The sequence below is a fragment of the Geofilum rhodophaeum genome (genome assembly GCF_002210225.1).
In the GTDB taxonomy this organism is placed as follows: domain Bacteria; phylum Bacteroidota; class Bacteroidia; order Bacteroidales; family Marinilabiliaceae; genus Geofilum; species Geofilum rhodophaeum.
Genome location: NZ_MWUJ01000003.1, coordinates 112913 through 139328, shown reverse-complemented (window position 1 = coordinate 139328; position 26416 = coordinate 112913). Strand labels below are relative to the sequence as shown.

Annotated in this window: 18 protein-coding genes; 13 read left to right on the top strand and 5 right to left on the bottom strand. The window is 51.3% G+C overall.

Annotation, left to right across the window (positions count from 1 at the left end; genetic code table 11):
* The first annotated feature begins 22 nt into the window (after positions 1-22).
* Positions 23-2497, top strand: coding sequence for a glycoside hydrolase family 95 protein (locus B4W65_RS04480; RefSeq protein WP_088653922.1), 2475 nt, complete (start codon positions 23-25; stop codon positions 2495-2497).
* On the opposite strand, the gene B4W65_RS04475 is transcribed toward B4W65_RS04480, so the two are convergent.
* A complete protein-coding gene (locus B4W65_RS04475; protein ID WP_088653921.1) occupies positions 2481-3146 on the bottom strand; it encodes an AlbA family DNA-binding domain-containing protein in 666 nt (221 codons plus the stop codon). The two genes, B4W65_RS04480 and B4W65_RS04475, sit on opposite strands and share 17 nt — an antisense overlap.
* 168 nt (positions 3147-3314) lie before the next feature.
* Here B4W65_RS04475 and B4W65_RS04470 point away from each other — a divergent pair, with 168 nt between their 5' ends.
* Positions 3315-6959 carry a two-component regulator propeller domain-containing protein gene (locus B4W65_RS04470; protein WP_158522776.1) on the top strand — a complete coding sequence of 1215 codons (3645 nt, stop codon included), beginning with the start codon at positions 3315-3317 and terminating at the stop codon, positions 6957-6959.
* Between the two features lie 6 nt (positions 6960-6965).
* Here B4W65_RS04470 and B4W65_RS04465 read toward each other — a convergent pair whose 3' ends face one another.
* A complete protein-coding gene (locus B4W65_RS04465) occupies positions 6966-8189 on the bottom strand; it encodes a DUF438 domain-containing protein (protein WP_088653919.1) in 1224 nt (407 codons plus the stop codon).
* A 221-nt stretch (positions 8190-8410) separates the two neighbouring features.
* Here B4W65_RS04465 and B4W65_RS04460 point away from each other — a divergent pair, with 221 nt between their 5' ends.
* The 3 genes from B4W65_RS04460 to B4W65_RS04450 all read left to right on the top strand — a co-directional run bounded on the left by B4W65_RS04460 (position 8411) and on the right by B4W65_RS04450 (position 11321).
* Entirely contained in the window at positions 8411-9640 is a 1230-nt protein-coding gene (locus B4W65_RS04460) for a DUF438 domain-containing protein (protein ID WP_088653918.1), read from the top strand.
* Between the two features lie 7 nt (positions 9641-9647).
* Positions 9648-10157, top strand: a complete 510-nt coding sequence (locus tag B4W65_RS04455; RefSeq protein ID WP_088653917.1) for a DUF1858 domain-containing protein — start codon at positions 9648-9650, stop codon at positions 10155-10157.
* Between the two features lie 75 nt (positions 10158-10232).
* Entirely contained in the window at positions 10233-11321 is a 1089-nt protein-coding gene (locus B4W65_RS04450; protein WP_158522775.1) for an endonuclease/exonuclease/phosphatase family protein, read from the top strand.
* Positions 11322-11329: 8 nt separating this feature from the next.
* On the opposite strand, the gene B4W65_RS04445 is transcribed toward B4W65_RS04450, so the two are convergent.
* Positions 11330-12112 (bottom strand): LytR/AlgR family response regulator transcription factor, encoded by a 783-nt coding sequence (locus B4W65_RS04445; RefSeq protein ID WP_088653915.1) that lies wholly within the window; start codon positions 12110-12112, stop codon positions 11330-11332.
* A gap of 18 nt (positions 12113-12130) precedes the next feature.
* On the bottom strand, positions 12131-13216 hold the full coding sequence (locus tag B4W65_RS04440) for a sensor histidine kinase (RefSeq protein WP_088653914.1): 1086 nt from the start codon (positions 13214-13216) through the stop codon (positions 12131-12133).
* 257 nt (positions 13217-13473) lie between these two features.
* Here B4W65_RS04440 and B4W65_RS04435 point away from each other — a divergent pair, with 257 nt between their 5' ends.
* Positions 13474-14742 (top strand): metallophosphoesterase, encoded by a 1269-nt coding sequence (locus B4W65_RS04435; RefSeq protein ID WP_088653913.1) that lies wholly within the window; start codon positions 13474-13476, stop codon positions 14740-14742.
* Positions 14743-14745: 3 nt separating this feature from the next.
* Here B4W65_RS04435 and B4W65_RS04430 read toward each other — a convergent pair whose 3' ends face one another.
* A complete protein-coding gene (locus tag B4W65_RS04430; protein ID WP_146697708.1) occupies positions 14746-17712 on the bottom strand; it encodes a BamA/TamA family outer membrane protein in 2967 nt (988 codons plus the stop codon).
* A gap of 122 nt (positions 17713-17834) precedes the next feature.
* Here B4W65_RS04430 and B4W65_RS04425 point away from each other — a divergent pair, with 122 nt between their 5' ends.
* The 7 genes from B4W65_RS04425 (at position 17835) to B4W65_RS04395 (ending at position 26371) form a co-directional block, all read left to right on the top strand.
* The gene (locus B4W65_RS04425; protein WP_088653911.1) at positions 17835-19541 is read left to right on the top strand and encodes an alpha-amylase family protein; all 1707 of its coding nucleotides are present in this window, start codon (positions 17835-17837) and stop codon (positions 19539-19541) included.
* A 51-nt stretch (positions 19542-19592) separates the two neighbouring features.
* Positions 19593-20642, top strand: coding sequence for a nucleoid-associated protein (locus B4W65_RS04420; RefSeq protein ID WP_088653910.1), 1050 nt, complete (start codon positions 19593-19595; stop codon positions 20640-20642).
* Positions 20643-20647: 5 nt separating this feature from the next.
* Entirely contained in the window at positions 20648-22018 is a 1371-nt protein-coding gene (locus B4W65_RS04415; RefSeq protein ID WP_088653909.1) for a methyltransferase RsmF C-terminal domain-like protein, read from the top strand.
* 79 nt (positions 22019-22097) lie between these two features.
* Positions 22098-23543, top strand: a complete 1446-nt coding sequence (locus B4W65_RS04410; protein WP_088653908.1) for a TrkH family potassium uptake protein — start codon at positions 22098-22100, stop codon at positions 23541-23543.
* Between the two features lie 214 nt (positions 23544-23757).
* The gene (locus tag B4W65_RS04405; protein WP_146697707.1) at positions 23758-24285 is read left to right on the top strand and encodes a hypothetical protein; all 528 of its coding nucleotides are present in this window, start codon (positions 23758-23760) and stop codon (positions 24283-24285) included.
* A complete protein-coding gene (locus B4W65_RS04400; protein ID WP_088653906.1) occupies positions 24282-25130 on the top strand; it encodes a hypothetical protein in 849 nt (282 codons plus the stop codon). Before B4W65_RS04405 ends, B4W65_RS04400 begins: the two co-directional genes overlap by 4 nt.
* 71 nt (positions 25131-25201) lie before the next feature.
* Positions 25202-26371 carry an MFS transporter gene (locus B4W65_RS04395; protein ID WP_088653905.1) on the top strand — a complete coding sequence of 390 codons (1170 nt, stop codon included), beginning with the start codon at positions 25202-25204 and terminating at the stop codon, positions 26369-26371.
* Positions 26372-26416 lie beyond the last annotated feature (45 nt).

Genomic DNA, 26416 nt, shown 5'->3' with positions numbered 1-26416 from the left:
TGTATTTCTTAATTCACCAGCTATGCGAAATTTGTTGTTTGCAGTCTTTCTGTCGTTGTCCCTTTGTGCTTGCAGTAATCCGGAAAACAAAAGTTCCGAACTCATCTTGTGGTATCCCCGTCCTGCCACTGAGTGGGAGGAGGCTTTGCCCATAGGTAATGGACGAATAGGGGCCATGATTTATGGCGGCGCAGAAAGAGAGCAGCTGCAACTCAACGAAGAAACCCTTTGGGCAGGTGAGCCGGGCAACAACGTGTCCTATGGCTTTAAAGAGATCTTACCGGAGGTGCGTCGCCTGGTGTTTGCGGGTGAGTACCGCGAGGCCAACGAGCGGGTTATGGAGGTGGTTCCAAGGCAGGCTAAGGCCAATAATAATTATGGGATGCCCTATCAAGCCCTGGGTGATTTGTTTATTCACTTTCCCGGTCACCATTCGCCCATCAATTATCGTAGGGAGTTGGACTTGTCTACCGCCTTGAGCACGGTCAGTTACCAGGTCGAGGGAGTCACTTTTACCAGACGTTACCTGAGTTCCTTTGACGACCAGGTAGTGGCTGTTCAAATTTATGCTTCTGAGCCCGGTCAGCTGACCTGCAGTGTGGAGCTGTCCTCGATTCAGCCAAGTCACTCCTTGCGGGTGGACGACAACTGTTTGGTAATGGAAGGGTGGGGTACCGCCCATGAGAACAAGCAAGGCAAGGTGAAGTTTGAAAGCCGATTGCTGCCTGTGTTGGCTGGCGGATCGCTTGAGTTTAACGAGAATACTGTCGAGGTGAGTGCCGCAGACACCCTTACCTTGTACTTGTCCATGGCCACCAATTTCCGTAATTACAAGCATCTCGACAAGGACCCTTCCGCCTTTAACCAGCAACGTATCCATGCCGTTCAGGGTAAGACTTTTGATGCCGTTCAACAACACCACCAACAAAGCTACAAAAGGCTGTTTGATCGGGTTTCGCTTGATTTGGGACGCACCGATGCAGCTGACCTGCCAACCGATGAGCGTGTAAAAGGTTTTAAAAGTGGTGAAGATCCCCATTTGGCTGCTCTGTATTTTCAGTTTGGCCGTTATTTGTTGATTTCGTCCTCCTTTCCGGGAACGCAACCAGCTAATTTGCAGGGGATATGGAACAAGGAGTTGTTTCCTGCATGGGACAGTAAGTACACCGTGAACATCAATACCGAAATGAATTATTGGCCCGCGGAACCAACGGCCTTGCCGGAGTGCCACCAACCTCTGTTTGCTATGTTGAAGGATCTTTCAGAAAGTGGTGCTGAAACTTCCCGGGAGATGTATGGTGCCCGCGGCTGGGTATTGCACCATAATACCGATTTGTGGCGAATTACGGGCATCGTAGATGGGGCCATTTATGGCATGTGGCCAATGGGGGGCGCTTGGTTGAGCACGCATTTGTGGCAGCATTATCAATTCTATCCCGATACCTCGTTCTTGCGTGTGCATTATCCGGTTTTAAAAGGAGCTGCTTTGTTCTTTGTCGATGTGCTTCAAAAGGACCCCCACACGGGTTACCAGGTGGTGGTCCCCTCCAAGTCGCCCGAGAACCGACATCCGGCAGGGGTAACCATAGCTGCAGGGGCTACAATGGATAATCAACTGTTGTTCGACCTTTTTACAAGTGTTATAAAAGCAGCCGATGTTTTGGATGTCGATGATGAGTTGGCGGATACCCTGCGGCAGCTGCGTGCAGAACTGCCTCCTATGCAAACAGGCCGTTTTGGCCAACTGCAGGAGTGGATGCACGACTGGGATAATCCGGAGGACCGGCATCGGCACGTATCGCATTTGTATGGCTTGCATCCGGGCAACCAAATATCCCCCTATCGCACTCCGGAACTTTTTGCTGCTGCACGTACAAGCTTGGAGCATCGAGGCGATCAAAGTACCGGGTGGTCGATGGGCTGGAAGGTGAACTTTTGGGCGCGCCTGCAGGACGGGAATCGGGCCTACAAGCTTATTGAGGACCAGCTGAGCCCGGCTCCGCTGGATAAAAAGGGGGAACAGGGAGGGACCTATCCCAATTTGTTTGATGCGCATCCGCCTTTTCAGATCGATGGTAATTTCGGGTGCACGGCAGGAATTGCTGAAATGTTACTGCAGAGTCACGATGGCGCCTTACATCTTTTGCCCGCTTTGCCTGATGCCTGGCCACAGGGCTCGGTAAGTGGCCTGCGTGCCCGGGGTGGTTTTGGGGTGGATTTAAGTTGGGCCGAGGGACATTTGAGGGAGGTGGTGATTTATGCCACACAGGACGGGGTGTGTCGTGTGCGCAGCCCACAAAGGCTCATGGAAAACCAGGGCTTGCGCGAGGTGGATGCTGCTTCGCCATCGCCCAATCCCCTTCTTAGCGTGGCCGCCACAGCAGAACCCCTGGTGCATTTTCCCGAGCAAATTGAATACCGGATGACGCCTACGACCTATGTTTATGAGGTGGAGGCCCGCGCCGGACAGAAATATTGCTTCAGTGTTCGTCCCTGAGATTATCGGCTTTGGGTGCCTGTGGGCGGAGTTTGTAAAGGCAGTTCTTCTCACTTAGTTCCATTTCGAGCACTTTCACCACCAGTAGGTTGACGATGATTTTTTCGGCGGTCCAGCGGTTGATGCCCGCCAGGCGTTGAAAGCCGTTCATGCTTATGGTTGGATGCTCGGACAGGTGCGAGAGTAAAATGTTTTCTGCCTGGGTCATTTTAAGGAAGGTGCCCTGTTTGCGTTTTTGTCGGGCCCAGACCTTGAGCAGTACCCCATTGGCCAGGATGTTTTGGTCGTTGACGCGCACATAAACCTTATAGCTGCCGTCCTTGGCCGGTGCTTTGTGGGGCTTTTGTCCACTCCTGGGAACCACTACTTCCAACACGGTTTTTCCGTCTTCTTCCCAAATACTGGTTTCGAAAGGCACCGGGGGCTTGCAATACATATTGGCTGCTGCCTCTACCATGTAATACTCTTCATCCGAAGCCACGCCTGCCACTCTGCCGTTGTCCTTAACGCCGACCAGCAACCTGCCCCCATCTGTATTGGCAAAGGCCGCCAGCGAACGGGCAATTTTTTTGGAGTCATTTATGGCGTATTTGAAATCCTGCTGTTGGTGTTCACCTTCTGCTATCAGCTCTTTCAGGGTCTTACTCACTGCGCTTTCCTTTGCTGCAAAACTCGTAAAAAAAATGATAAATACTTGTCCGTGCTGAAACCATTTTGCTGCTTTGTGTGTACAATATCAATGGTCTATCTTCTATATATGCGCATACCTTCATTTTATAAACGGATTTTGATCAACAGGTTTAAGGGGCTTGTCACGATGTTTTTCTTGTTCCTGATGGCGGGTTCAATACAGGGGCAAAATCAAAATGCCCGTGTACAAAAAATAACCACCTCGCAGGGTTTGTCGCACAATTATGTGTCGAGCATCATTAAGGATGTGTATGGTTTTATGTGGTTTGGGACCTGGGACGGACTCAATCGCTTTGACGGGAGCAATGTGCTTCAATTTTTGCCCGACACTGCCGCCGGAAGTCTTTCCGACGGAGTCATTCTGGAGCTGGGACAGGACAATAAGGGGGATTTGTGGGTGCTTAATCTGGAGGGGTTGAATAAGTACGCCTACCAGCAGGATCGCTTTCATTTGGTTTATCAGGATCAGGAAAGTCTGGATGCCGGCTTGCGTGGAGGAATTTCCAGTCTCGCAGTAGGTGCGGACAATGAAATATGGGTAGGTAGCGTGCATGGGGTAGTAAGTCGTTTGATTATGGATGAGGCGATGCAGTTTGTTGATTCGCTTGTCCATTACGATTTGCGCCCTGTTATGGGGCGGTCTGGCGTTTCGAATACAAATATTAACGATTTGTTTGAAGACAGTCACGGTCAGCTTTGGATAGCCAACAACAGCGGTTTGTTTAAGTTGGACAAAAGCGACGCTACCCTTGTGCCGGTGGGCCAGGGTTATTTTCCGGCAGAGCTTCCTGCCTCTTTGGTCCACACCATCTATGAGGACCACCGGGGGCGCATTTGGGTTGGACACGAAATTGGAATTACGGTATTTGATTATCGGGGCAAGGTGCTCAGGAGCTACCGTACCGACGACAACAGTGGTCTGGGGCACGCGGTGGTTCGGTCTATTGGTCAGGATCGCAAAGGTCGGATGATTGCAGGTACTTTGGGGGGTGTTTTTGTGCTTGCTGGAGACCGGTTTCATCGTTTGCCAACAGGTAATGAGCCCTTCAGCATCAACAACGAGTTTATTTCTGTGGTATGGGTAGATGAGAAGGACAATGTTTGGGTGGGGACAGAAAAGGGAGGAGTGAACCGTTTCAATCAAAGTTTTCAGCCCTTCTCGCATATTGATCGACGTCCCGGATCCGATTATCGCTCCCTCAATAATGAGGTGGTTAACTCGGTGGTAGAAACGCAAGCGTTTTTGTGGGTAGGGACTGCTGGTGGTGGCTTGAATGTTATTGATAAGCAGAGCGGAAAGACACATTATCTGATGCAAGGCGACAGGCCCCACAAGGATTTGAGTCACAATTTCATTTCGGGTCTTGAAGCCGATGGCAAAGGGGGGGTATGGGCAGCCACCTGGGGCGGGGGCTTGAATCACGTCCGGCCCTCCGGCCATTCCAGTTTTACAATTGAGCGGTACAATTCGGCAAATGGCGGCTTAAGCAACTACTTTATTTCCTCGCTTTATCGCGACAGGCACGACAATCTGTGGCTGGGTGGTTCTTTGGGCGTGGAAGTGTTTGATGCAAAAGCCGGCCGCTTTCACTTGTTGAGCTGCAAGTTCAATGGGGAGACTATTGGCGGTGTCTCCAGTTTGTTGATTGATTCGAAAGAGCGTTTGTGGGTGGGTACGGTCAATGGTTTGTATATGTACGAGCTGGTAAGTGATGCGGAGCCTTTGGCACGCATTCAGCCCGAAACCATTTATTTTTATGGACATCGCAGTGAAGATCCCTCAGGGATGAGCGGTTCGCACATTGTGAGTATGTTGGAGGACAGGACCGGGCAGTTGTGGTTTTCTGTTTTTGGGAGTGGTCTGGACCGCCTGGACTCTTTAAGTGCGGATAAGCAAAAGGCTGTTTTTTCTAATTTCTCTGTTCGGAATGGTCTCGCCCACAACATTGTTTACGGCATTTTGGAAGACGACGAAAAGGGTTTGTGGTTGTCGACAGACCGTGGTCTGACCCATTTTAACTACCAGGAAGGGCACTTTAGGGTGTTTACTGAGACGGAAGGACTTATTTCCGATCAGTTTTACTGGTCGGCCTACCACCGGAACCCTGATGGTGTGATGTATTTTGGAACGACTTCCGGCCTGTTGTATTTCAACCCCACTGCGGTAGAGGAACCTGTATTGGATGCGCCTTTGGTGCTTACCGACCTTAAAGTGTTTAACCAAGCTCTGAAAGTGCAGGAAGACGGCGCGCTCAGCACAAATATCGTTGGTGCAGAAAGGGTCGAGTTGAAGTACCATCAAAACATGGTGGGCATTGAGTTTGCTGCTTTGAATTATACCAACCCGGATAAAATTCGCTACCGTTACTGGTTGGAAGGAGTGGATCGGGGCTGGGTAGAAAGCTCCTCCCGTAGTCGTGTGGTCAATTACACCAACCTGTCGCCCGGCAACTATGTTTTTAGGGTAGAGGCCAGTGGGGATCGTGGTGCAAGCTGGTCGGTTCGGTCTCAACCGTTTCAATTGGTGGTATTGCCTCCCTGGTGGCAGCAGCTTTGGTTTCGCTTGTTGTTGGGCATTTTGTTGCTCCTGAGTTTGATCATGATATTGCGGGCTTATGTGCGAAGGGTTTTGCATCGTGCCCATATGACTATATTGGACGAAAGGCACCAGCTCAGGACGCTGATCGACAGCATGTCGGATGCTGTTTTTATTAAGGATAACGACAGTCGTTACCTTATTTTGAACCAGGGAATGCTTCAGCTGCTTGGCGCAAGTTCTGAGAAGGATTTGGTTGGCAAAACCGATTATGATTTCTATGCTCCAGCCTTGGCCGGACAATTGTGGGAACAGGAGCAAACGCTGCTGCGTGAACGGATTCCTGTTGTAGACGATGAGGTGTTGGTTCCGCTGGGTGAAGAGATGCGCCGGATGGCTGTAACCAAGAGTCCTTTGATCAACAGTCGAGGACAACTTATTGGTTTGGTCGGTTTTATGCGTGATGTTACCCTCCAGAGACAGGCCGAAGAGGCCTTGAGTGTACAAAGGGAACAGTTGCGGGCAGCCAATGAGGAGCTTAAGTTGCTCAATGCGACCAAGGATCGTTTTTTCTCCATTGTTGCGCACGATTTGAGGAACCCGTTTAATGCCTTAATCGGTTTCTCCGAGTTGTTGGTTTCCCGTTTGAGTAAATTGTCGCAACAGAAAGTAGCTTCCTACGCTGAATTGATCTATTCCAGTGCTTTACGCGGCTACGAATTGCTTGAAAATTTATTGCAATGGTCGCGTTCGCAAACCGGCCATCTTAATTTTGCTCCGGCGCAGCTGTCGCTTTATGTTACGGTTCAGGAGGTTTTTGCCAGTCTGTCCGGAGAAGCAGAGCGTAAAAGTATTAATTTGGAGGCCGATGTACCTCTGTCTCTGCAGGCCTATGCCGATGCGCAGATGCTGCAAAGTATTTTACGAAACCTGCTGTCGAATGCTATAAAGTACAGTTCTTCAGGCGACAAAGTTTTGCTTTCGGCCGCTTCGCTCAGCGATGGTGTGGCCATCAGTGTGGCCGATCATGGGGTGGGAATTCCCAAGAGTTTGCTGCCTTCTTTATTCCTTATGGAAGGGAAAATCAGTACGCCCGGAACCGCCAGTGAGGCTGGTTCGGGACTGGGGCTCTTGTTGATCAAGGAATTTGTTGAAAGGCATGGTGGGGTTGTTTCCGTCGAAAGCGAGGAAGGTAAGGGAACTACTTTCCGTTTTACCCTCCCAAACCCAGGCTAGCCTGCATTATTTCCATTCGAGCAGCCGACGCTGGCCTTCCAGAGCACGAATTTCGGTAACATCCTGGCTGACTTCCAGGGTGCCTTTGTATTGTTTTTCTTCGTCGCGAACGGCAAAGTAGCGAATGTGGATGAAGCGTTCTTTCATGCTGATCCAGAAATCGGCATGGTCGCGACTCCCGTTTTTAAAGGCGTTTACAATTTCCTCGACCATGTGCACACTTTCCGGTGGGTGGCAGTTTTGAACTTTTCGGCCGATGATGGCCTTGGCCCGGTGAAAAATACGGTGTTCGCCTCCCGAGAAGTAGCGTACTTCGTCGTTTTCGTCGATGAAGGTGACATCTACCGGCAGGGTGTTCAGCAACCATTTGATTTGCTCGGGCAATAAGACCCCAGTTTCGAGGTCGATAAGCGAAGAAGGGTCGCGGCCGGCCTGCGGCAGCGAGGATGCGGATGTTGGTCGTGCTGCGGAGCCTGCCCGAAGTTCTGGTTCTGGAATGTAGCACCAGCCCACCTCTGCACTTTGATTCAGCATCTCTTGCCAGAGGCGCTCAGGGATGGCCCTGAGCGCAACCGGAAAGACAATTTGTTCTTCCCTGAAAATAAGGGGCAGCACCACAAAAAAGAGGCGTCCCAGTTCGCGGCTGAGCAGGCGTGCATCGGGTTTATCCCGACTGAGCAGCTCGTCGAGTACTTTCAGACTGTTGCGGAAGTCGTCGTGGAAGGACCACATGACCGACAGGCAGCGGTGCCCCGGAAAGGCCTGCTCCAGATAGGGGAAAAGGATATTTTCTTTTTTGATGTAATGGCTTTCGTAGGCACGTAGTTCGTGGAGACTGTTTTTAAGGGCTTTGAGATGAGTGGCTTGCAGGTCGGGAAAGACTTGTCGCGACCAGCCTTTTATTTTCTGCATAAGCGCCTCCGCTTTTCTATTTTCTTGCATCAGGTAGTACAGAAAATGCCCTTCGCCGGGCTTTTCCCATTCCCCTGCCTTGAGCGAACGGTGAAATACATTCAGGATTTTTGGCACCCAGGCTTTGAGCGCAGCCACCGGCATTCCCTCGCGAAGAAGCAGATCCAGCACCTCCATGGCTTCGGTGGCTGTAACCCGGTCGGTTATCGGGCGGTAGTGCTGGTACAGCTCGTTCCCGTTTTCACCTGCAATAAGTCTTCGGCAAAAGTCCAGCAACTGTTTCAGGCGCTGCTCAGGTTGGTTGATTAATTCGGACATAACTTGTATCTTTTTTTTCGGAATGGACGGAAAGGGACTAAAGAGGCATTAAAGATACAAAAATCAGAAATTTTTTCTGTAAAAAGACTTTGAAGTCTTTTTGTTTTTTATCTTTGTTTATTGATTCTAACCTGCTTTATTCATAAGTTGTCGTAATAGATAATTTATGAATAATGCAGGCTAAATAACGACAGCTTTGTTTTAATTTTAAATGCAGGCATATGAGTGAGCTCATCAACAATTCGGAGAAGCGCAAGGAAATTCTTAAGCACATGATTTTGGAATTGCACAGCGGTCAGGCCCCCGAGCAGGTCAAGCAGCGCTTGGTCGATCTGTTGCAATACATTCCCTACGACGATGTGGTGGAAGTGGAACAAGAGCTGATATCGGAGGGACTTCCGGTGGAGGAAGTCCTCAAGCTCTGTGATGTCCACACCCAGGTCTTGGATGGGCATATCGACCAAAGCGGCGCCGCACCGGTGCCCGAGGGGCACCCGGTGGATGTCTTGAAGCAGGAAAACAGAGCCCTGGAGGCAGTTGCTGAGGAAGTCGCGGATTTGTTGAAGCAACGCTCGGGTCTGCAGCAGGATGAGGTGCCCAAGTGGTTAATTGCCCTGCACGGCAAACTCAATGCGCTGATGGATGTGGACAAGCACTATTTGAAGAAAGAGTACCTGCTGTTTCCCTTCATGGAAGCCCACGGTATTACCGGTCCCCCCAAAGTGATGTGGGGCAAACACGACGAAACGCGCAGTTATTTAAAAGCCGCCATAGCCGCGGTGAGTCAGCACGACACGCTGCAGCTGGATGAGTTGCCCCTGGTGGTAGAAGGCGCGGTGAAGCCAGCCGTTCAGTCGGTTTTGGATATGATCATGAAAGAGGAGGAGATTTTGCTGCCTATGAGCATGGACACCCTGACTGAGGAGGAGTGGATGCAGGTGCATCAGCAAACACCGGAATACGGTTTTTGTCTGGTCGATCCGCAGGTAGAGTGGCGACCCGAGGGAGCCAGTGCTTCGCAGGTGGAATATGGCGTCGGAGGCAATGTGCGCCTCCCGACCGGCGCCTTTAATATGGATGAGTTATCTTCCTTGTTTTCCACCCTGCCCATCGACCTCACCTTTGTGGACAAGGACGATAAGGTGAAATTTTTTTCCCACGGACCCAAGCGCATTTTTGCCCGCAACCGTGCTATTTTGGGACGTGATGTACGTATGTGTCACCCACCCGGTAGTGTGCATATTGTGGATCAGATTATTGAGGACTTTAAAAGCGGGAAGGAAAGCAGTGCTGCATTTTGGATTCAGTTTCAGGGGCGTTTTATTTACATCGAATATTTTGCCATGCGCGGATCCGAAGGGGAATACCTGGGCACGGTTGAGTTTACCCAGGATTTGACCAAGTTGCGGGCCTTAGAGGGTGAGCAGAGACTCTTAAATTACTCAAAATAACAAGATTGTGTTGATTACACCAAAAACAAAGGTGGGGGAGCTGCTCGACCAGTGGCCTGAGCTGGAACAGGTTCTGGTGGCTTTGTCGCCCGCCTTTGAAAAGTTGAAGCATCCCGTTTTGCGAAGAACGGTGGGCCGGGTTGCCACCCTGCAACAGGCGGCAGCCATAGGTCAATTGCCTGTTGATGACTTGGTCAGAAATCTGCGGGAGGCCGTGGGTCAACACGGCACAGAGGCGGGATCAGAGGCGCACAGTTATCTGGTCGCTGCCCCGCCCGAATGGTTTTCTGAAAGCCGGGTGGTGCGGATTTATGATGCTTCCAGCCTTATTCAAAAGGGAGAAAGTCCCCTGGCCGGAGTCCTCAGTGCCGCCCATCAGCTGCAGGGCGATGAGATTTTGGAGCTGCAAGCTCCTTTTGAACCGGTGCCCCTCCTGGATCAGTTGAAAGAGAAGGGTTATCTGGTTTTTGCCCGGCAAGGGGACTTGCAGGTGGTTTGTTATATCATGAAAGCTTAGCCTGTTTGTTGTCGCATGCCGGAATAATGCGTATTTTCATTGTCCGAAAAGTAGCGCATTGATTTTCTGATGATCATGATGACGATTTGGACGCTGGGTGTTTTTTTGTTGGTGTTGGTTGATTTGCTGCCTCTGGTAAGCGAACAGCACTGGTTTTTTAGGGTGCTCGACTTTGTGCGGATTCAGCTCTGGGTTTTGCAGGCTTTGATGCTGCTTGTGCTGGCAGGGCCCTGGATCGAAGCTGAAGGCATTCTGTTTTGGGTGAGCACGGGCGCCCTGGTGGCGGTTGGTATCCACAACAGCTGGGTGCTTTTCCCTTATACGCCCTTGTATCCAAAGAAAAGACGCTTCAAGTCGGAAGCTGAACGACAGGGTGTTACCCTGCTCTCCGTTAATGTGTATCTGTTCAATGCGCAGTATAAGCGCTTGCTTGCTTTGATCAGGGAGCAGGATCCCGATGTGGTACTCACCATGGAGTCGAACCACGCCTGGGAGCAAGGAATGGCTGCCTTGGAGAAAGTTTATCCCTTCAGTCAAAAAGTAGCCTTGGAGAATACCTATGGCATGCATTTCTATACCCGTTTGCCGGTCATAAATGCCAAGGTGCATTACCTGACCGCAGACGACCTTCCCAGTATGGAGATTCAGATGGAGACCCGGGATGGCCAGGCCTTCACCTTCTGGGGGGTGCATCCCCCACCACCCAGTCCCACCGAAGAACCCACATCCAAGGAACGCGACAGCGAGCTCTTGTCGGTCGCCCAAAGAGTGCGTAAACAGACAGGCCCCGTTGTCGTTGCCGGCGATTTCAACAATGTAGCCTGGGCACGCTCCTCCATTTTATTCCGAAAAGTCTCCCGCCTGATTGATCCGCGCATCGGACGCGGCTTTGTGTCCACCTTTCATGCCCGCTATCCTGTTTTTCGTTTTCCCATCGATTTGTTTTTTCATTCCGGCGAGGTGCTTATCGCCTCCTTTAAACGACTGCGTGGAATTGGGTCCGATCACTTCCCCTTGTTTTGTCGTTTTTATTTGAGCGAGGGAACCCCTGGTCAAAAAAGTGAAGTACCCCAGCCCGATAGCGAAGAACGGGAGGAGATCAAGACCATGATAAAGGAAGGGCGGCAGACCGAAAGCGACCGACCCGCTGTGGCAGAAGATTAAAATGCTAATTAGCGGTTGATCCAGTCTTTAAAACTTCTGGCCTTTTCGCGACTGACCACAATTTTTTCATCGGCCTCGGGGCGGGTTTTTACAACCAGTTTGCCGTTGAACCAGGTTTCTATGCGTTGAATGGCATCGATGTGCAGAAGAAACTGACGGTTGGCTCTGAAAAACAAGTCGGGGTCGAGTTCTTCTTCCAGTTTTTCCAGGGTCATATCTACAATATGTGGTTGCTGATTGTGGGTGAGGGCTGTGGTAACTTTTTGAGAACTGTGAAAAAAAGCCACATCGCGCACATTGAGCTTAAGGAAGCCGTCGGCGGCAGGCACCAAAATGCGGTTGCGGTAAGTCGGTTTTCCTTCTTGCAGCAAGGCGCTTAAGTTTTTCAGTTCGCTAAGGTCAATGCGGGGCGTCAGTGTTAGCATGAGGCGCTCGTACTTTTTCAGACTCTCCTCAAGCTGTTCGGGACGAATGGGCTTGAGCAGGTAGTCGATGCTGTTGACCTTAAAGGCATGAATGGCGTACTCGTCGTAAGCCGTTGTAAAGACCACCACCGATTGGGGCTTAATTTGGTCAAATATCTCGAAACTGAGGCCGTCCGACAGCTGGACATCTAAAAAGATCAGTTGGGGGTGGGGATTGTTTTGCAGCCACTCCACGGTTTCCTCCACTCCGGTGGTGGTGGCCACCACCTGCCAGTCGGGTCGCAGCTCTACAATCATGTTTTTCAGGAGGCGCTGTGAAGGCAATTCATCCTCAACAATCAGGATGCGTGTTGGTTGGGTATTCATCGGATGCAAATTTTAGGTTTAAATGGGTTTGGGCAGTTCGTGCTTTTCGAGTAAGGGGAGACTGACCTGAAAAACCCCATTGTCGTCTTCGATAATAAGTTCTTTGGATGTGAGCAGACGATAGCGTTTGGTTATATTTTCGAGTCCGGTTCCGGTAGAATAGGTGCTGCTTTTTCGGTGAATGTTGTTGCTGACCTGAATTCTGTGATCGGGTCTGCTGCTCACCCTTATCTGCAGTGGCTTTTTTTCCGTAGCCCGGTTGTGTTTGATGGCATTTTCAATCAGAATCTGCAGGGTAAGGGGCGGAATTTCCAGGTTAAGGTGTTCGGGATTGATATCTGTTTTCAAATCCAGGGTCTCACCCATACGGATTTGATGAAGATAATAATAATCGGCAATAAAATCCAATTCTGATTTAAGGGGCGTGGTGGTGGCATTGCGCTGTTGCAACACGTAACGATAAACGTCCGACATCTTTTGCGCAAACTCAACAGCGCTTATCGGGTTGTATTGAATTTCCGAGATCAGTACACTGAAACTGTTGAAAAGGAAGTGCGGATTGAGTTGGTTTTGCAGCGCCATATAGTCGGCATGCAGTTTGGCCTGTTTGAGTTCTTCGTTTTCGAGAATGGATTGTCGCCAGTTGTAGGCAAAGTTACGGAGAATCAGCACCCCGTTAAACCCCATGATAAAAATCGTTCCGAAGATGAAGGAAATCAAAGCCCCTTTAGACAGGCTTCGTGGCGAAGTCAATACAAAGAAGAGGTAAATGATTGTAAGCCAGGCGAAACTCAGTGCAAGCTGCAGGCCAATCCGTCTTTTCAATTGTTTGCTCCAGGGCATGCGCCGGTTAAGCACTCTGTTGATGATGATGTTGCCTTCACTCAATAAATTGATCCCCAGTACAGCCATAATGATTGCGATGGGACGCGAATAGATGTCCGACATATCCGACAGATCCAGCAACTCTCCCAGAAGAAGCATGCTGGCAATGCCTATAAGGGAGACATAGGCTATTCGCCTCAGGGAGGAGGGAAGGCCCGGTTTCATGATGCCCTCATGAATGCGCAGAAAATCGTCCGCGTTTTCCGTCTTTTTGCTCATGCTTCAAAAGTAATGCTTTTGAGTGCTTGTTGGTCGCACAAAGGAGTGATTTGCCAATATATGTTCCCGAAATGTCTGTTGAAGGACGCTAAGCCTGTGCAACAGTCCTTTTGCAAGATTAACTTTTTTTATCACTACGGCGGCAGGGTTGTTGTAACTTTGCAACGGATTTTATGGTAAACAAATCCGTGTAGCGTCCTTCATTTTCAGGCTTTTGTTGCCTGTCTTTAAGTATATGCTTCCTAACAGAAACGCGTATGAAGTATCAGTTTGCTCTGGTGTGGTTGGTAGTGGTTGTGGTGGTTTTGATCGATGCCTTTTTGCTTTGGCGTTGGAAAAAGAGTAAAGGTTTTAAGTCTCCCGCTTCAAGGATGTTTGCACTTTCTTTTTTTGGCTTGCTTCCCTTAACTGCCATTATAGGTTTTATATACACAGGCTTGCGCATGCCCCAGACCGATGGTGCACAGATTTATCGTGATTTCGGCTGGTTCTTATTTTTTTTCTTGTTGGTATATCTCAGCAAGTTCCTTTTTTCTGGTTTTCATGGCTTGCAGCTGGTCGTTAACCGGCTTTGGCCAAAGCGCGAAGAAAAGGTGCACCACTACCCCCGCATGTCGCGCAGGAAGTTTTTGAGTCAGGTGGGAATTGTGATGGCTACGGCGCCCTTTGTTTCCCTTTTATTTGGTGCGTTTAAAGGCCGCTACGCTTTTTATACCCGGCATGTGACACTTAGTTTCCCCAATTTGCCTGCCGGTTTTGATGGCTTACGCATTGCGCAAATATCCGATTTGCACATTGGCAGTTTTGGCGATCGCAGAGAACCCTTGAAAGAAGCCATCGCTTTAATTAATGCAGAGCAGCCCGACTTGCTCTTATTTACCGGTGATCTGGTGAATAATTTTGCGGCCGAAGTGCGCGGCTGGGAATCCGTTTTTGCGCCTTTAAAGGCGCCTATGGGTAAGTATGCCATTTTGGGCAACCACGATTACGGCAATTACAGTCGCTGGCCTTCCGAATCTAAAAAAGCTGCCAACTTCAGAGGCATTACCGATGGCTACCGTCGTTTGGGTTTTCAATTGCTGCGCAACAAGGGCCTGGTTTTGAGTCGAAATGGCGACCGCATTGGTCTGGCCGGGGTAGAAAACTGGGGTACAGCTTCTTTTCCGCAGACGGGAGATGAGCAGCTGGCTGCTCGCGGACTGGAAGCACTGAACTTCCGTATTTTGCTTTCGCACGACCCCGACCACTGGGACCATAAAATTCGGCCCCAGGGTATTTTTGATCTCACTTTGTCCGGCCATACCCACGGCATGCAGTTTGGTATTGAAAAGGGAGACTTTCGCTGGAGTCCCGCCCAATATGTGCAAAAGCGCTGGGCAGGTCTGTATCAGGAAGGCAAGCAGTTTTTGTACGTGAACCGGGGCCTGGGTTACCATGGCCTGCCTGCCCGGGTCGGCATGCCGCCGGAGATCACCATCATTACGCTGCGGCGTGGACCGCTCGGGTCTGTGGTGAAGGAAGCCTAGCCCTTACTGGTTAACCAAAAAGCCACTCAGTGCACTGCTGAAGATGAAGCCGCCAAAAAAATCGCCTTCGCTGGTGTAGCCTGCCCGGCCTCCGATGCTGAAAGGGCTGATGAAGCGCAGCAGGTGGGTGTCCGCAAACAATTCGAGTCCTGCCGATGCCGGTCGAATGTGTTGTTGCACATTGATCGAAAGTGGCTCCAGTCGTTGCTCATAAGTGCTGAAAGCCTGGTCGTAAAAGAGACCCATTCGGAGCCGCTTGAGGTAGGCCAATTTGCCCAGGCGGACATCGGGCAGCCACAAGGGAAACTGGTAGTTGGCGCTCAGCAGCCACATTTTATCGTTGGGTACAAAATCATAGCCGCGGGGGTAGTTGATGACATTGCTCTGTCGGTAGCGGAGGTCCTCATTGTTGGCCACCGTTTCGCCCCAGCTTCGTTTTTGGAAATCTGCACTGAGGTACAGTGCATCGTGTTTTCCCGGTCCCGGCAGATAGATCCGTGTCATGAATCCCATTATGCTTCCATTGTCGGTACTTCCCAAGGCGGCATGCCGGTAGAAGAGGGAGGAGGACTGGCCCATTCGGGGGACTACATCGCGACTGCTGCCACGCCGGATGTTGCGCAGGCTAAGGGTATAATCCAAGCCCTTAAAATGGATGCGTTCCTGCCGGTATTCAAGGGTTTGTCCCGTTTCTATCAACGCGTCGCCAAGGTGGAGATACTGGGTCAGATTTGCTTCCAGGGCATCCCTTTGCTGCAGGCTGAAGTTGAGGGCGGCATGGAGGTGGCGCGACCAGGCGCCCCTACTGAAGTTGTGGGGGAGACTTATTCCTGCTTTCAGACTGCGCTGATTGACTCGTTCGTCGTTATTGAGGTAGTAAAGGTATTGCCCGTCACTTAAAGGGCCATGGTTTTTAAAGGATTGGTAGCCACTCTGAAAGCGTAGGGACAGCAGGGGGTAAAATCCACGGTAGTCGATGCGCAGCTGAAAGCGTTCGTGGGTGTTGGCCGGGTTGGCGTTGTAGCCTGCTGAAACAAAGGTAGTGCCCAGCAGGTTTTGAGAGAAGGCGGTTATGCCGGTGTACAAGGCGCCGCCTTCGAGGTCGACAAAGGCCGGTGCCCAGCTGTGCCACTGCAGGGTATTCCATTTGCTGTAGCGACGCGGGGTATATTCTTTTGTCGAAGTGGAGTCGGCCGGCGGCAGTTCAGCCTGTATTTGTTTTTCCTGTTCGGTCAGTAGTCGCGCCATTGTTTCTAAAGCGGAGGCATTTGCGGTGGTGGTTTCTGCTGCGTCCTGCAAATGGCGACTCACCCGGTAGCCCTGGGCGGTATAGCGACTGTAAAGCAGTCCCCCCTCCGGCGTGGGGTTGGCGTAGTCGGCCCCGTAGGCGGTCTGGGTCACCTCCCTGGGCACTGCCTCTTCGCCCGTCCAAAGGAAAATTTCGTCGTTGTAGGTGGCGGGACCCGTAAACCAAATGCTGTCGCCCTGCTGCACGGGGTTGCGGAAGTCCTTGTGCGACCAGGGCAGGACTTGCTGCCAGTGACCTGTGTTAAGGTTCAGGGTATGCAGGGCCCGTCCCTCTGGGCCTTGCAAAAAGAGGAGGAGACCGGTTCCCTTTGCGTTCCATCTGGGTGTAAGCAGCTGACAATGCTCGGGAGCGGCAAAGCGATGCAGTTCCCGGCCGCTTTCCAAATCGAGAACCACCAGTGCAAAACGCAGGTCGGTATGCGCTTCGACTACCGCCACCTCTGCTTTTTCGGGATGCAGAGCGGGAGAAAAATAGCGGGTTTTACTGCTCAGCCTTCTGCGCTGTCCCGTCTCGAGGGAGGCATGCCAAAGCTCCGACCACACCTCCTGCTCCCAGCGCGGGTGCTGCCGCAACTCGGTCCACACGACCCCCTGCTCATTGGCCGACAGCGCTTCCTGGGCGCGCCAGCCCAGGTACAACAGGGTGTTGGCCGTGCCGTCCACCTCATTCAGGATTTGTATTTGTCGCCGCAGTCCCGGACCCTCCACTTCTGCCACAATTCGTTGACTGTCCACCGCCACAGGCCAGCGGTAGTTGCGGTAATCGTCCGACACAACAGGCAGTGCCAGAAAGGACGAGGGTTGAATATGCTCGGCTTCTGCCCTCCACTGTTTGGTCCAATCGTCGAAAGTTTTTTGGTACAGCTCCCGTTGGCCCATGTCTGTTTGTCGTTTCAAGCCCCTTTCAAAGGCCCTGGGATGCCAGCTGCGCCGCCCCACAAACTTCAAGGTCTGTTCCCATACCGGCGGTCCCCACCACTCACGCCCCTTACTTACCATCAGGTAGCCCATTTTGTAGTAGTCGGGCACATAATCCCGGTAGGAGCCCAGATAGGCTTTTTCGTAGGAATAGCGGCCCTTTTCGAGCAGCTGCGCCTTGAGTTCGGCGTTGAAGGCGTGAGAGCGGCCTCTGCCGCTCTCGCTCAGTGCGGTTTCTGCCAGGATGGCATCTCCTTCGAGCAGCCACATGGGTACGTAGGCGCCCAGCACGCCGCCCACTGCCTGCTGGCCCAGCAGCCACGACAGGTCTTTGGTAAAACCACGGTTCAGTTGGTCGATTTGCACCACATGGCGGTATTCGTGCAGTGCCAGGTGTTGCAGCCAGGGGGTGGGCTGCAGCTGCTGTGGCGGCAGGGTGAACCATTCGGACCGGCGCGGTGCCCAGGTGACAAAGCCGTTGGCATAGGCGGTGTGGTTGTGCAGTAAGAGGTCGATGGAGCGGGGGCGGTGTCGCATGCTGGCGCCCACCAAGGGTGCCACACTGTCCATAAAAGCAGCCAGTTGTAAAGCTTGTTGAGCAAAGCCCTTTTCAAAAACGAGTCGCGCTGCGGGTGTTTCTATTTGCTGCCAGCGCAGCCGGGCGGGACTGTTGCCCGCGTGGTAGTATTGACCGAAGAGCGGTGCGGACAGCAGGAGGTTGATGATCAACAGTAATCTTCTCATGGACATACAGCGACTGGCGTGTGAAGAATTCAACAGACTAAGATAAGAATTATGTAATTGGCAGCGAAGTTTGTGTTATTTTTACCAAGTAATAATGGTTTCAGTTTGGAGGGATTTGAAGGATGGAAAAACGACGGATGGTCATTTATCAGCTTTTGCCGCGCTTGTTCGGCAACAAGCAGAGCAGCAACATAAAAGGGGGCTCCCTGGCACAAAACGGCAGTGGAAAATTCTCTGCCATTGATGAGGCGGCTTTAGCGGCCATTGCCGATTTGGGGGCCACCCATATTTGGTACACCGGCGTGCTGGAGCATGCCACCTGCACCGATTACAGTGCTTATGGGATTGTGCGCGATTCGCGCGATGTGGTTAAAGGGGAAGCCGGATCGCCCTACGCCATTAAGGATTATTACGATGTGGATCCGGATTTGGCCGATGTAGTGGAGCGACGCATGGAAGAGTTTGAGGCATTGGTGGAGCGGACCCATAAGCAGGGTTTGAAAGTATTGATCGATCTGGTGCCGAATCATTTGGCCCGGCAGTATGTGTCGGATGCCGCTCCTGAAGGGGTGGTTGATTTTGGGGCCGGCGATCGTCGGGATTTGGCCTTTCATAAGGACAACAACTTTTACTATCTGCCGGGTGCCCGCTTTGATTCGCCCGAAGCCGAGGAGCGGGGTGAACGCTGGGAAGAGGAACCCGCACGGGCCACCGGCAACGATTGCTTTAAAGCCAACCCGAGGCACGGCGACTGGTACGAGACGGTTAAGCTCAACTATGGGGTGGATTTTGTGGGCGACAGTCCCGAAGATTTTGACCCTGAACCGGATACCTGGTTGAAGATGCGCGACGTGGTGCTGTATTGGGCCGATAAAGGCATCGACGGCTTTCGCTGCGACATGGCCGGTATGGTGCCGATTGCTTTCTGGCGTTGGATGATTGGCGAAGTACGCCGACGCTACCCAAAGCTCTTGTTTATTGCCGAAGTCTACGAACAGGAGCGTTACCACGATTTCATTTTTAAGGCCGGCTTTGATTATTTGTACGACAAGGTGGTGCTTTACGATACCTTAAGGGCTGTGCTGGAAGGAAAGGCACCGGCTTCGGCGCTGACTGCCGCCTGGCAGCAGACCGACGGACTGCATGGTTTCTTGCTTTATTTTCTTGAGAACCACGATGAGCAGCGATTGGCTTCGGACTTTTTTTTGGGCGACGGCGCCCGTGCCCTTCCGGGAATGGTGGTGTTGGCCACCCTTTTTAATAATCCCCTGCTGCTTTATTTCGGTCAGGAATTGGGGGAACCCGGAATGGACGAAGAAGGCTTCAGCGGAGTGGACGGTCGCACCAGCATCTTCGATTACTGGCATCCGCATACCCTGCAGCTCTGGCAGCAGGGCCACTGGGGCGAGGAAGGATTCAGCGAAGCTGCCCGAAGGCTCCGTGCAGCATACAAGCGCTTGTTCAAAGTGCTGCAGGAACACCCCGCCTTTGTTAAGGGTCGTTTCTACGATTTGATGTGGGCCAATAAGGATAATCCTGCATTCGACGCTGCAGCGCTTTTTGCCTTTCTGCGTTACCATGAAGGGCGACAGTATTTGGTCGTGGCCAATTTCAGCGAACAGGAGCAAAGCTTTAAATTACGGATTCCGTCCGACGCCATGCAACTCTGCGGCATGAAAGCCGCTTGGTTTTATGCGGGCAACGATTTGCTGGGTGGGGCACGAAAATTACAGTTTCCGGCTCAAATCGCCCTGAATGGGGGCCTGGGCGCACGCATGGCTGCACGCACTGCCGCAGTTTACGAATTGAGCGGCAGTGCCGTGGAATAGGGGTTTGGCTAAAATTTTTATCTTTGCTGAAGTAAAAAAAAGCACATTCTAATGATTGAACATTCCCAGGTAGTGATCGATGAACTGGTGGTACACCATGTAGGAACCCGTGCCGATGGCGAGCCCGTACGTTTTTCGAAAAGCAGCATGCGGCTGCAGGATGAGGAGATGGTGGGCAGCGTGCTCAAAACCTACTTTTTCTCCGCATTTAAAACCGAGGCTTATTACAATTTCATAGGGGCGGAGGAAGGCGCCGCAGGTTTGGTGTATCAGCAGGCCTGTGCCATTTTTGACGATCCATCCCAATTTTATCAGTCCTCTTTGCAGTTGGCCGAATTTTTGCATCAGCAAAGCAACCATCCCAAAATTCGCGGTGGCGAATTTTATGTGGCCCTCTTCCGCAACTGCGTGGTAGACGGGGAGGTGGCAGACGGATTGGGCTTGTTCAAGAGCGAGAATAAGGATACTTTTTTAAAGGTCTTTTTGAAGGAGGAGAACTTTATTCTGGGTGCTCAGGAAGGCATCAACATCCGTAAGATGGACAAGGGCTGCATCATTTTTAATACCGAAAGGGCCCAGGGTTTTAAGGCGGTGATGGTCGATAACATCAACAAGGGCAATGAGGCGCGTTTTTGGAAAGAAGATTTTTTGGCCCTGCAGCCGCGCGAGGACAGCTACTACTTTACCCAGAACTACATGAATATGTGTAAGGGTTTTGTGCAGGATGTGTACAACAATGAGAATCAGGTGCCGCGTCCCGAGCAGTTTGATTTTCTGAATCGTTCCCTGGATTTTTTCGATAAGAAGGGCACTTTTAAGCAGGAAGATTTTGAGCAGGAAGTGGTGCGTTTCCCAGAAGTGGCCGATGCCTTTGCCGACTACCGTACCCAGTTTGAAGAAAGCCGGGGTATTCCTTTGAACGACAGTTTCGACATCAGCAAGAGTGCCGTTAAATCGGAGAAGAAGCATTTTAAGTCGGTACTCAAACTGGATAAGAACTTTCATGTTTATGTGCACGGGAAGCGCGATTACATTGAAAAGGGTTTTGATGCCCAGCGGGGAATGAATTTTTACAAGCTCTTTTTTGAGAGTGAAATGTAAGCACTATGACCCTTATTTTGCCGGAAGCCTTTCGCAGTCGCATCGCCGCCCAAATGGGGAGTGAGCTGCAGCTTTTTTTTCAGGCGCTGGAGGCCCAGGCACCCGTTTCGCTGCGATTGAATCCTCAAAAAGTGAGTCCGCCCCATTTTGACCAGACTGAAATGGTTCCCTGGTGTGCCAGCGGAAGATATTTGCCGGAGAAGCCGGTTTACACCCTCGATCCCTTTTTTCATGCCGGCTGTTACTATCCACAGGAAGCCAGCAGTATGGTGTTGGATTGGATTTTGAAGCAGTTGGACGACCGGCTGCCAGATGATCCCGTTTTGCTCGATTTGTGTGGAGCACCCGGTGGCAAAAGCACCCTGATGTCCGCTTTTCTGGCGGGCAGTGGGCTCCTCGTCAGCAATGAGGTCATCAAGTCCCGCGCCAATATTTTGGCAGAAAATATGGCCAAATGGGGACAGGTAAACCAAGTGGTTACACGCAGCGACCCATCGGCTTTTTCAGCATTGGAAGGTCTTTTTGATTTGATGGTGGTCGACGCCCCCTGCAGCGGAGAGGGCATGTTCCGCAAGGATGTCCGGGCCATTGAGGAATGGAGCAGCGACAATGCCCGGCATTGTGCCCTGCGTCAGCAGCGTATTTTAAGTGCGGCCTGGCCCGCCCTTAAGCAGGGCGGTTACCTGATTTACAGCACCTGTACCTTTAATCCCGAGGAAAACGAGGCCAATTTGACCTGGTTGGCGGCTGAGTACGGTGCAGAAATCTTGCCTTTGAGGGTACCGGAAGACTGGGGTACGGTGGCTCTGCCTGTGGGCCAGGGTAACGGCCTGGCTTTTTATCCGCATAAGGTAAAGGGCGAGGGCTTTTTTGTGGCCCTGTTGCGTAAAACCAGTGGGGTTTCTGCATTTTCGGCCCCCAAGGCTGAAAAAAAGAAAGCCCGGAAAGCGGCAGTGCCTACTGAGCTCAATCGACTTTTGGTGTCGGGTGCGTGGCATTTTGAAGAGGCGCAGGAAGGATGGCGCGCCTTCCCAGCTGAACAGCAGGGCTTATTGCAGCTTCTGCAGCGGCACGTGGATGTGTTGAGTTATGGGGTGCTTTTGGGACAGGCTTTAAAGGCGCATTGGGTGCCCGCCGCCGAACTGGCATTGAATACTTCTTTGCATCCCGGGGCCTTCCCGGGATATGAACTAGACTTGTCTGCCGCCCTGCGCTATCTGAAGGGGGAGGCGCTCGAAGCGCCACCGGACCTGCCCAGGGGCTATGTCTTGCTCAGCTATGCGGGTGCTGCCCTGGGTTTCGGTAAAAATATTGGTCGCCGCATCAACAATCTTTTCCCGGCTCCCTGGCGAATACGGATGTCTTTGCCGCAATAGTTTTTGTGGTGCCGGTTTATTGACTACATTTGCGCCGCCTGAATAGAACCCTTAACTTTATCTTGTTTAGTCTTTGCGTATGAATTTCCGCTTTATCCTGAACATTTTTGGTCGTGTGCTTATCCTGTTGGGCACCTTTATGCTCACCAGCATTGTCTGGGCACTGGTTTACAAGGAGGAAGTTATCGACGAGCTTATGTTGTCGTCGCTCCTGACCCTGGCAGCCGGTACAGCCATGTATTTTTTCACGCTGCGCGACCTTAAAAAGGAGCTGGGACTTAAAGACAGCTATTTTACGGTGACTTTTACCTGGGTTATTATTTCTATTTTCGGTACCCTGCCCTATCTGCTTACCGGTGCCATTCCCAACGGTTACGACGCAGTTTTTGAAACGGTCAGCGGATTTACCACCACCGGGTCGTCCATCCTTAACGACATTGAGGCACTGCCCAAAAGCATCCTGTATTGGCGCAGTCTCACCCACTGGATTGGCGGTATGGGCATCATTGTTTTGGTTGTAGCCATCCTGCCTCTTTTGCGCATTGGGGGCTACAACCTGTTTAAGAACGAAGCTTCGGGAATTTCTTATGAAAAACTGACCCCCAAAACAGCCAGCACGGCCAAGCGGCTATGGGGCGTTTATGTGACGCTCACCTTTGTACTTATGGGCCTTTTATGGGCTGGAGATATGGATTTCTTCGATGCCATGAATCACGCCTTCAGTACCATGTCTACCGGCGGTTTCAGTACCCGCAATGCCAGTATGGCGGCCTATTCGTCCTATGCCCAATATGTGGTCTTGCTGTTTATGTTTCTGGCCGGAATGAATTTTTACCTGCATTATCACTTTGTTAAAGGGCGTTTTAAGCGCGTTTTTTCCAATCTGGAATTGCGCACCTATTCCGGCATCGTCTTGGTAATTGCCCTGCTGATTGCCTCCGTTCTTTACTTCAAGGAAGATTTTGGTCTTGAACAGGCCTTGCGAGACAGCTTTTTTCAGGTGGTTTCCATCATGACCACCACCGGTTTTGCTACCACCGATTATTTGAAGTGGCCGCAGGAAGCCTGGATACTTATTTTTCTATTGATGTTTGTTGGGGCCAGCGTAGGCAGTACCGGGGGCGGTATAAAAGTCATTCGACACGTCGTCTCCTTCCGCAACGTGATGCTTCACTTCCGGCGGATGGTGCATCCCAACAGCGTCAGTCTTCTGAAAATAAATGGCGAGGTGATCGACGATGAAAAGGTGGGCAGTCTTATTTCATTTTTGGTTTTATATCTGCTGACTTTTACCGCCGGGTCCATCATCATGGTCTTTTTGGGGGAGGACGTGCTGACTTCGGTGGGTTCTGTTGCCGCCAATATGGGCGGCGTGGGTCCTGGAATTGGAACAGTTGGCCCAGCAGCTACCTATGCCCACATGCCCGATGCCGGCAAGGTGCTCTTGTCCTTTTTGATGTTGATCGGACGCTTGGAACTCACCACCGTGCTTATTCTCTTCACCAGTACCTTCTGGGAGCGCTAGTTTTTTTTAGTCGTTAAAAATTCCATTTTCATAAAATGGCGTTTGTAGGTTTGCTGCGTTGCGCGTATTTTTACCTTCGTAAACAACCTCAATCTTAACGTACCAAATGAAATCTCCTCTGCGTTTATCTCGTTCCGCCAAGGTGATGCTTTTGCTTCTGGGAGGCCTGATGTTTAGGGTCTTCATAGGTTGCCGACCCCCAGATCCCATTGAAATGTCCTACAACCGGCTTCGCTGTATTGGCGTGGATAATTCCGGCACCTATCTGAATCCTCATTCCAGTCTCGATACCATGCAGGCAGGAGCCATTGCCCTGCAATTGGAGTTGACCGACACCTTGCTGTATGGAGGCGATTACTATGTTCAAAGTCGGAGGGGGACCAACTGGGGTTTGGATCGTTTGTATGCCTGGGAAATTATGGAGAGTTACAAACCCATCGCCAAGGTCGAGTCGCTTCAGATATTTACTTTGGTCGATTTGGATGCGACTACCCATGCCGGAGATGAAATCACCGCTGCTTGGCTGTATGCGCCCGACAGTTTTGAGCTTTACCAAGGTTTGGAAAAAGCTTTTGACGAGCTGAATAGAATACAGGATGCTTCAGCAGCCGGTGTTTGTCTTGTTTTTAAAGGCAAGCCGGAAGCTGAGGAGGTGCAGTTTGTGGTGGAGGTCGCACTCAGTGACGGGCGCGTACTCAGCTGTGAATCACCTCTGATTACTCTTTTATCCGAGACTTTATGAGGCGCGGTGCAATGCTTTTGATGGCTGCGGTGCTGGGTGCCTCGATGTGCGCGCAAGCACCTGAAAAGGGGAAGCAGGTTTTTTCGTTTTCGCTGGGTGTGGCCGATGTGGCCTATACAGAGCATTCAGAAGAAGAGCTCGATTTTATGAATTATCTGCACAGCGAAAACGGCTATATTGAATACATTCTGGTTAAGTGGGGGTATGCAGCGACCCTTGGGGAGCGCTTTTGGGTGGACGCCCGATTGGTGATGATGGATGATTTGATACCCGACAATTTTGATTTTCGCTTGTTTTATCGTTTGTCGGATACCTGGTCGATTGGGGCCGGCACCTTGGTGCGCAAGCAGTATGTATCGTACTACGACGAATACCATAAAACCCGGTTTCCGGGGTGGGCGTTGATGGATCAGAATTTGCAGCAGCACCGTTCGTACGATTGGCACTTTTTTGCCGTGCCTCAGATGAGTTTTGGCGAGGGGCTGCGATTTGAGGGTGTTTTGGGCTGCGATTTGGGCTTGGCGCATTTTTCCCGGGAGGAGGTGTCGTTTTTGCACAAGCGCATAAACAGTAATGAAAAGATGCGCTACCAATATGCTACAAAGCGGAGCTTGCAACCTTTTGTTCAGCCTCGTTTTGCTGGACGACTCCGTCTCTTTAGCTGGGGTAAAATGGATTTGGGTTTGCAGATCAATGCCGCTTATGCCTGGGGGCAGCGCAGCATGCCGTATCGCCTGGCCGTGCAACACTGGACTGTTGACGGTGCTTTGGTCAAGGAGGTGAGGCCCCCTAAACATGGGATGGGGCGGTTTGAACTCGATTTTGGTGTTTTTTGGGTCTGGTGATTTTTTAGTTTTTTTTATGAAAACCAAAAGATCCTTCTTTCGTTTATGGTTAAATTAGCAAAACTTAAATAATGAAGAAGTACTTAACCGTATTGGCCGCTTTCGTTGTCATGCTCTGCATTGGTAGTGTGTACGCCTGGAGCATTGTCGCGGCTGAGTTGATGACCGGGTATGGATTTTCTGGCGCCCAGTCGCAGACCATTTTTGGTACCCTCATTGCCGTTTTTCCGGTTGCCATGATTTTTGTCGGTCGCCTGGCCGAGCGTTGGTCGCCGCGATTCCTCGGCGTAGTTTCCGGCGTTTTGTTTTTCAGCGCTTATTTCTTGGCCGGCGCATCGGGCGGGAATTTTTGGCTGACCTGGCTGGGCGTGGGTGTATTGGGCGGCATGGCTACCGGTTTTGGGTATTGGGTTGCCTTGACCATTCCCGTTCAATGGTTTCCTGAAAAAAAGGGCTTGATTACCGGTATTGCTGCCGCAGGTTTTGGTCTGGGTGCCGTGTTCATGTCCGAATGGGCTGCTTTGGTGCTGGACAGTGGTCGCAATGTACTTCAGCTGCTCAGTTTGGTCGGGGTGGTCTATGGTGCGCTCATTGCGCTGTTTTCTCTGCTGATCAGCCCCCAGGCTAAAATTGTTCGGGGCGACAAGCTTTCGGTCCGTCAGTTTATACGTTCGGGCTATTTCCTGCGATTTTTTAGCGGGATTTTTCTGGGCACTTTTGCCGGTTTGTTGATCATAGGCAGTTTAAAGTTAATTGGAGAAGAAGGAGGTATTTCTTCGGCGACACTGGTACACAGTGTGGCCCTTTTTGCCGTGGCCAATTTTTTGGGACGCCTGACCTGGGGTGCGCTCAGTGATCACTGGAGTGCCAGTCTCAATGTCTTTATGGCTTTATTGTTGCAGGGCGTGGCCATTGCGGCACTAAATTTTTTGGAGCTGACCGACGGGCTTTATCTTGTGTTGTCGGTGCTGATTGGTTTTGGTTTCGGCAGCAATTTCGTGCTCTTTGCCAAGGCCAGCGCCACCGTATTTGGGGTAGCCAATCTTGGGCTTGTTTATCCCTATGTGTTTTTGGGTTATGCCATCGCCGGTATCGCCGGTCCCTTCAGTGGGGGTTATTTGTACGATTTGTCCGGCAATTTTTCTGCCGCCATTTACCTGGCAGCCCTGATGAGTCTGGCAGGCAGCCTCCTTTTCTTAATCAGTTATATCCGTAAGAAAAGACGCCAAGCTGCCTCATAGGGCTGAACCACCCCACATTAAGAAAAATTGCTAATGAGGTAAGTG

Excerpts from the sequence above, each read along its gene's own strand:
- B4W65_RS04395 (WP_088653905.1), top strand. The coding sequence starts at position 25,202 with ATGAAGAAGTACTTAACCGTATTGGCCGCTTTCGTTGTCATGCTCTGC.
- B4W65_RS04400 (WP_088653906.1), top strand. The coding sequence starts at position 24,282 with ATGAGGCGCGGTGCAATGCTTTTGATGGCTGCGGTGCTGGGTGCCTCG.
- B4W65_RS04465 (WP_088653919.1), bottom strand. The coding sequence starts at position 8,189 with ATGTCCGAATTAATCAACCAACCTGAGCAGCGCCTGAAACAGTTGCTG.
- B4W65_RS04440 (WP_088653914.1), bottom strand. The coding sequence starts at position 13,216 with ATGAGCAAAAAGACGGAAAACGCGGACGATTTTCTGCGCATTCATGAG.
- B4W65_RS04470 (WP_158522776.1), top strand. The coding sequence starts at position 3,315 with ATGTTTTTCTTGTTCCTGATGGCGGGTTCAATACAGGGGCAAAATCAA.
- B4W65_RS04435 (WP_088653913.1), top strand. The coding sequence starts at position 13,474 with ATGAAGTATCAGTTTGCTCTGGTGTGGTTGGTAGTGGTTGTGGTGGTT.
- B4W65_RS04445 (WP_088653915.1), bottom strand. The coding sequence starts at position 12,112 with ATGAATACCCAACCAACACGCATCCTGATTGTTGAGGATGAATTGCCT.
- B4W65_RS04460 (WP_088653918.1), top strand. The coding sequence starts at position 8,411 with ATGAGTGAGCTCATCAACAATTCGGAGAAGCGCAAGGAAATTCTTAAG.
- B4W65_RS04410 (WP_088653908.1), top strand. The coding sequence starts at position 22,098 with ATGAATTTCCGCTTTATCCTGAACATTTTTGGTCGTGTGCTTATCCTG.
- B4W65_RS04480 (WP_088653922.1), top strand. The coding sequence starts at position 23 with ATGCGAAATTTGTTGTTTGCAGTCTTTCTGTCGTTGTCCCTTTGTGCT.
- B4W65_RS04430 (WP_146697708.1), bottom strand. The coding sequence starts at position 17,712 with ATGAGAAGATTACTGTTGATCATCAACCTCCTGCTGTCCGCACCGCTC.
- B4W65_RS04425 (WP_088653911.1), top strand. The coding sequence starts at position 17,835 with ATGGAAAAACGACGGATGGTCATTTATCAGCTTTTGCCGCGCTTGTTC.
- B4W65_RS04450 (WP_158522775.1), top strand. The coding sequence starts at position 10,233 with ATGATGACGATTTGGACGCTGGGTGTTTTTTTGTTGGTGTTGGTTGAT.
- B4W65_RS04405 (WP_146697707.1), top strand. The coding sequence starts at position 23,758 with ATGTCCTACAACCGGCTTCGCTGTATTGGCGTGGATAATTCCGGCACC.
- B4W65_RS04415 (WP_088653909.1), top strand. The coding sequence starts at position 20,648 with ATGACCCTTATTTTGCCGGAAGCCTTTCGCAGTCGCATCGCCGCCCAA.
- B4W65_RS04420 (WP_088653910.1), top strand. The coding sequence starts at position 19,593 with ATGATTGAACATTCCCAGGTAGTGATCGATGAACTGGTGGTACACCAT.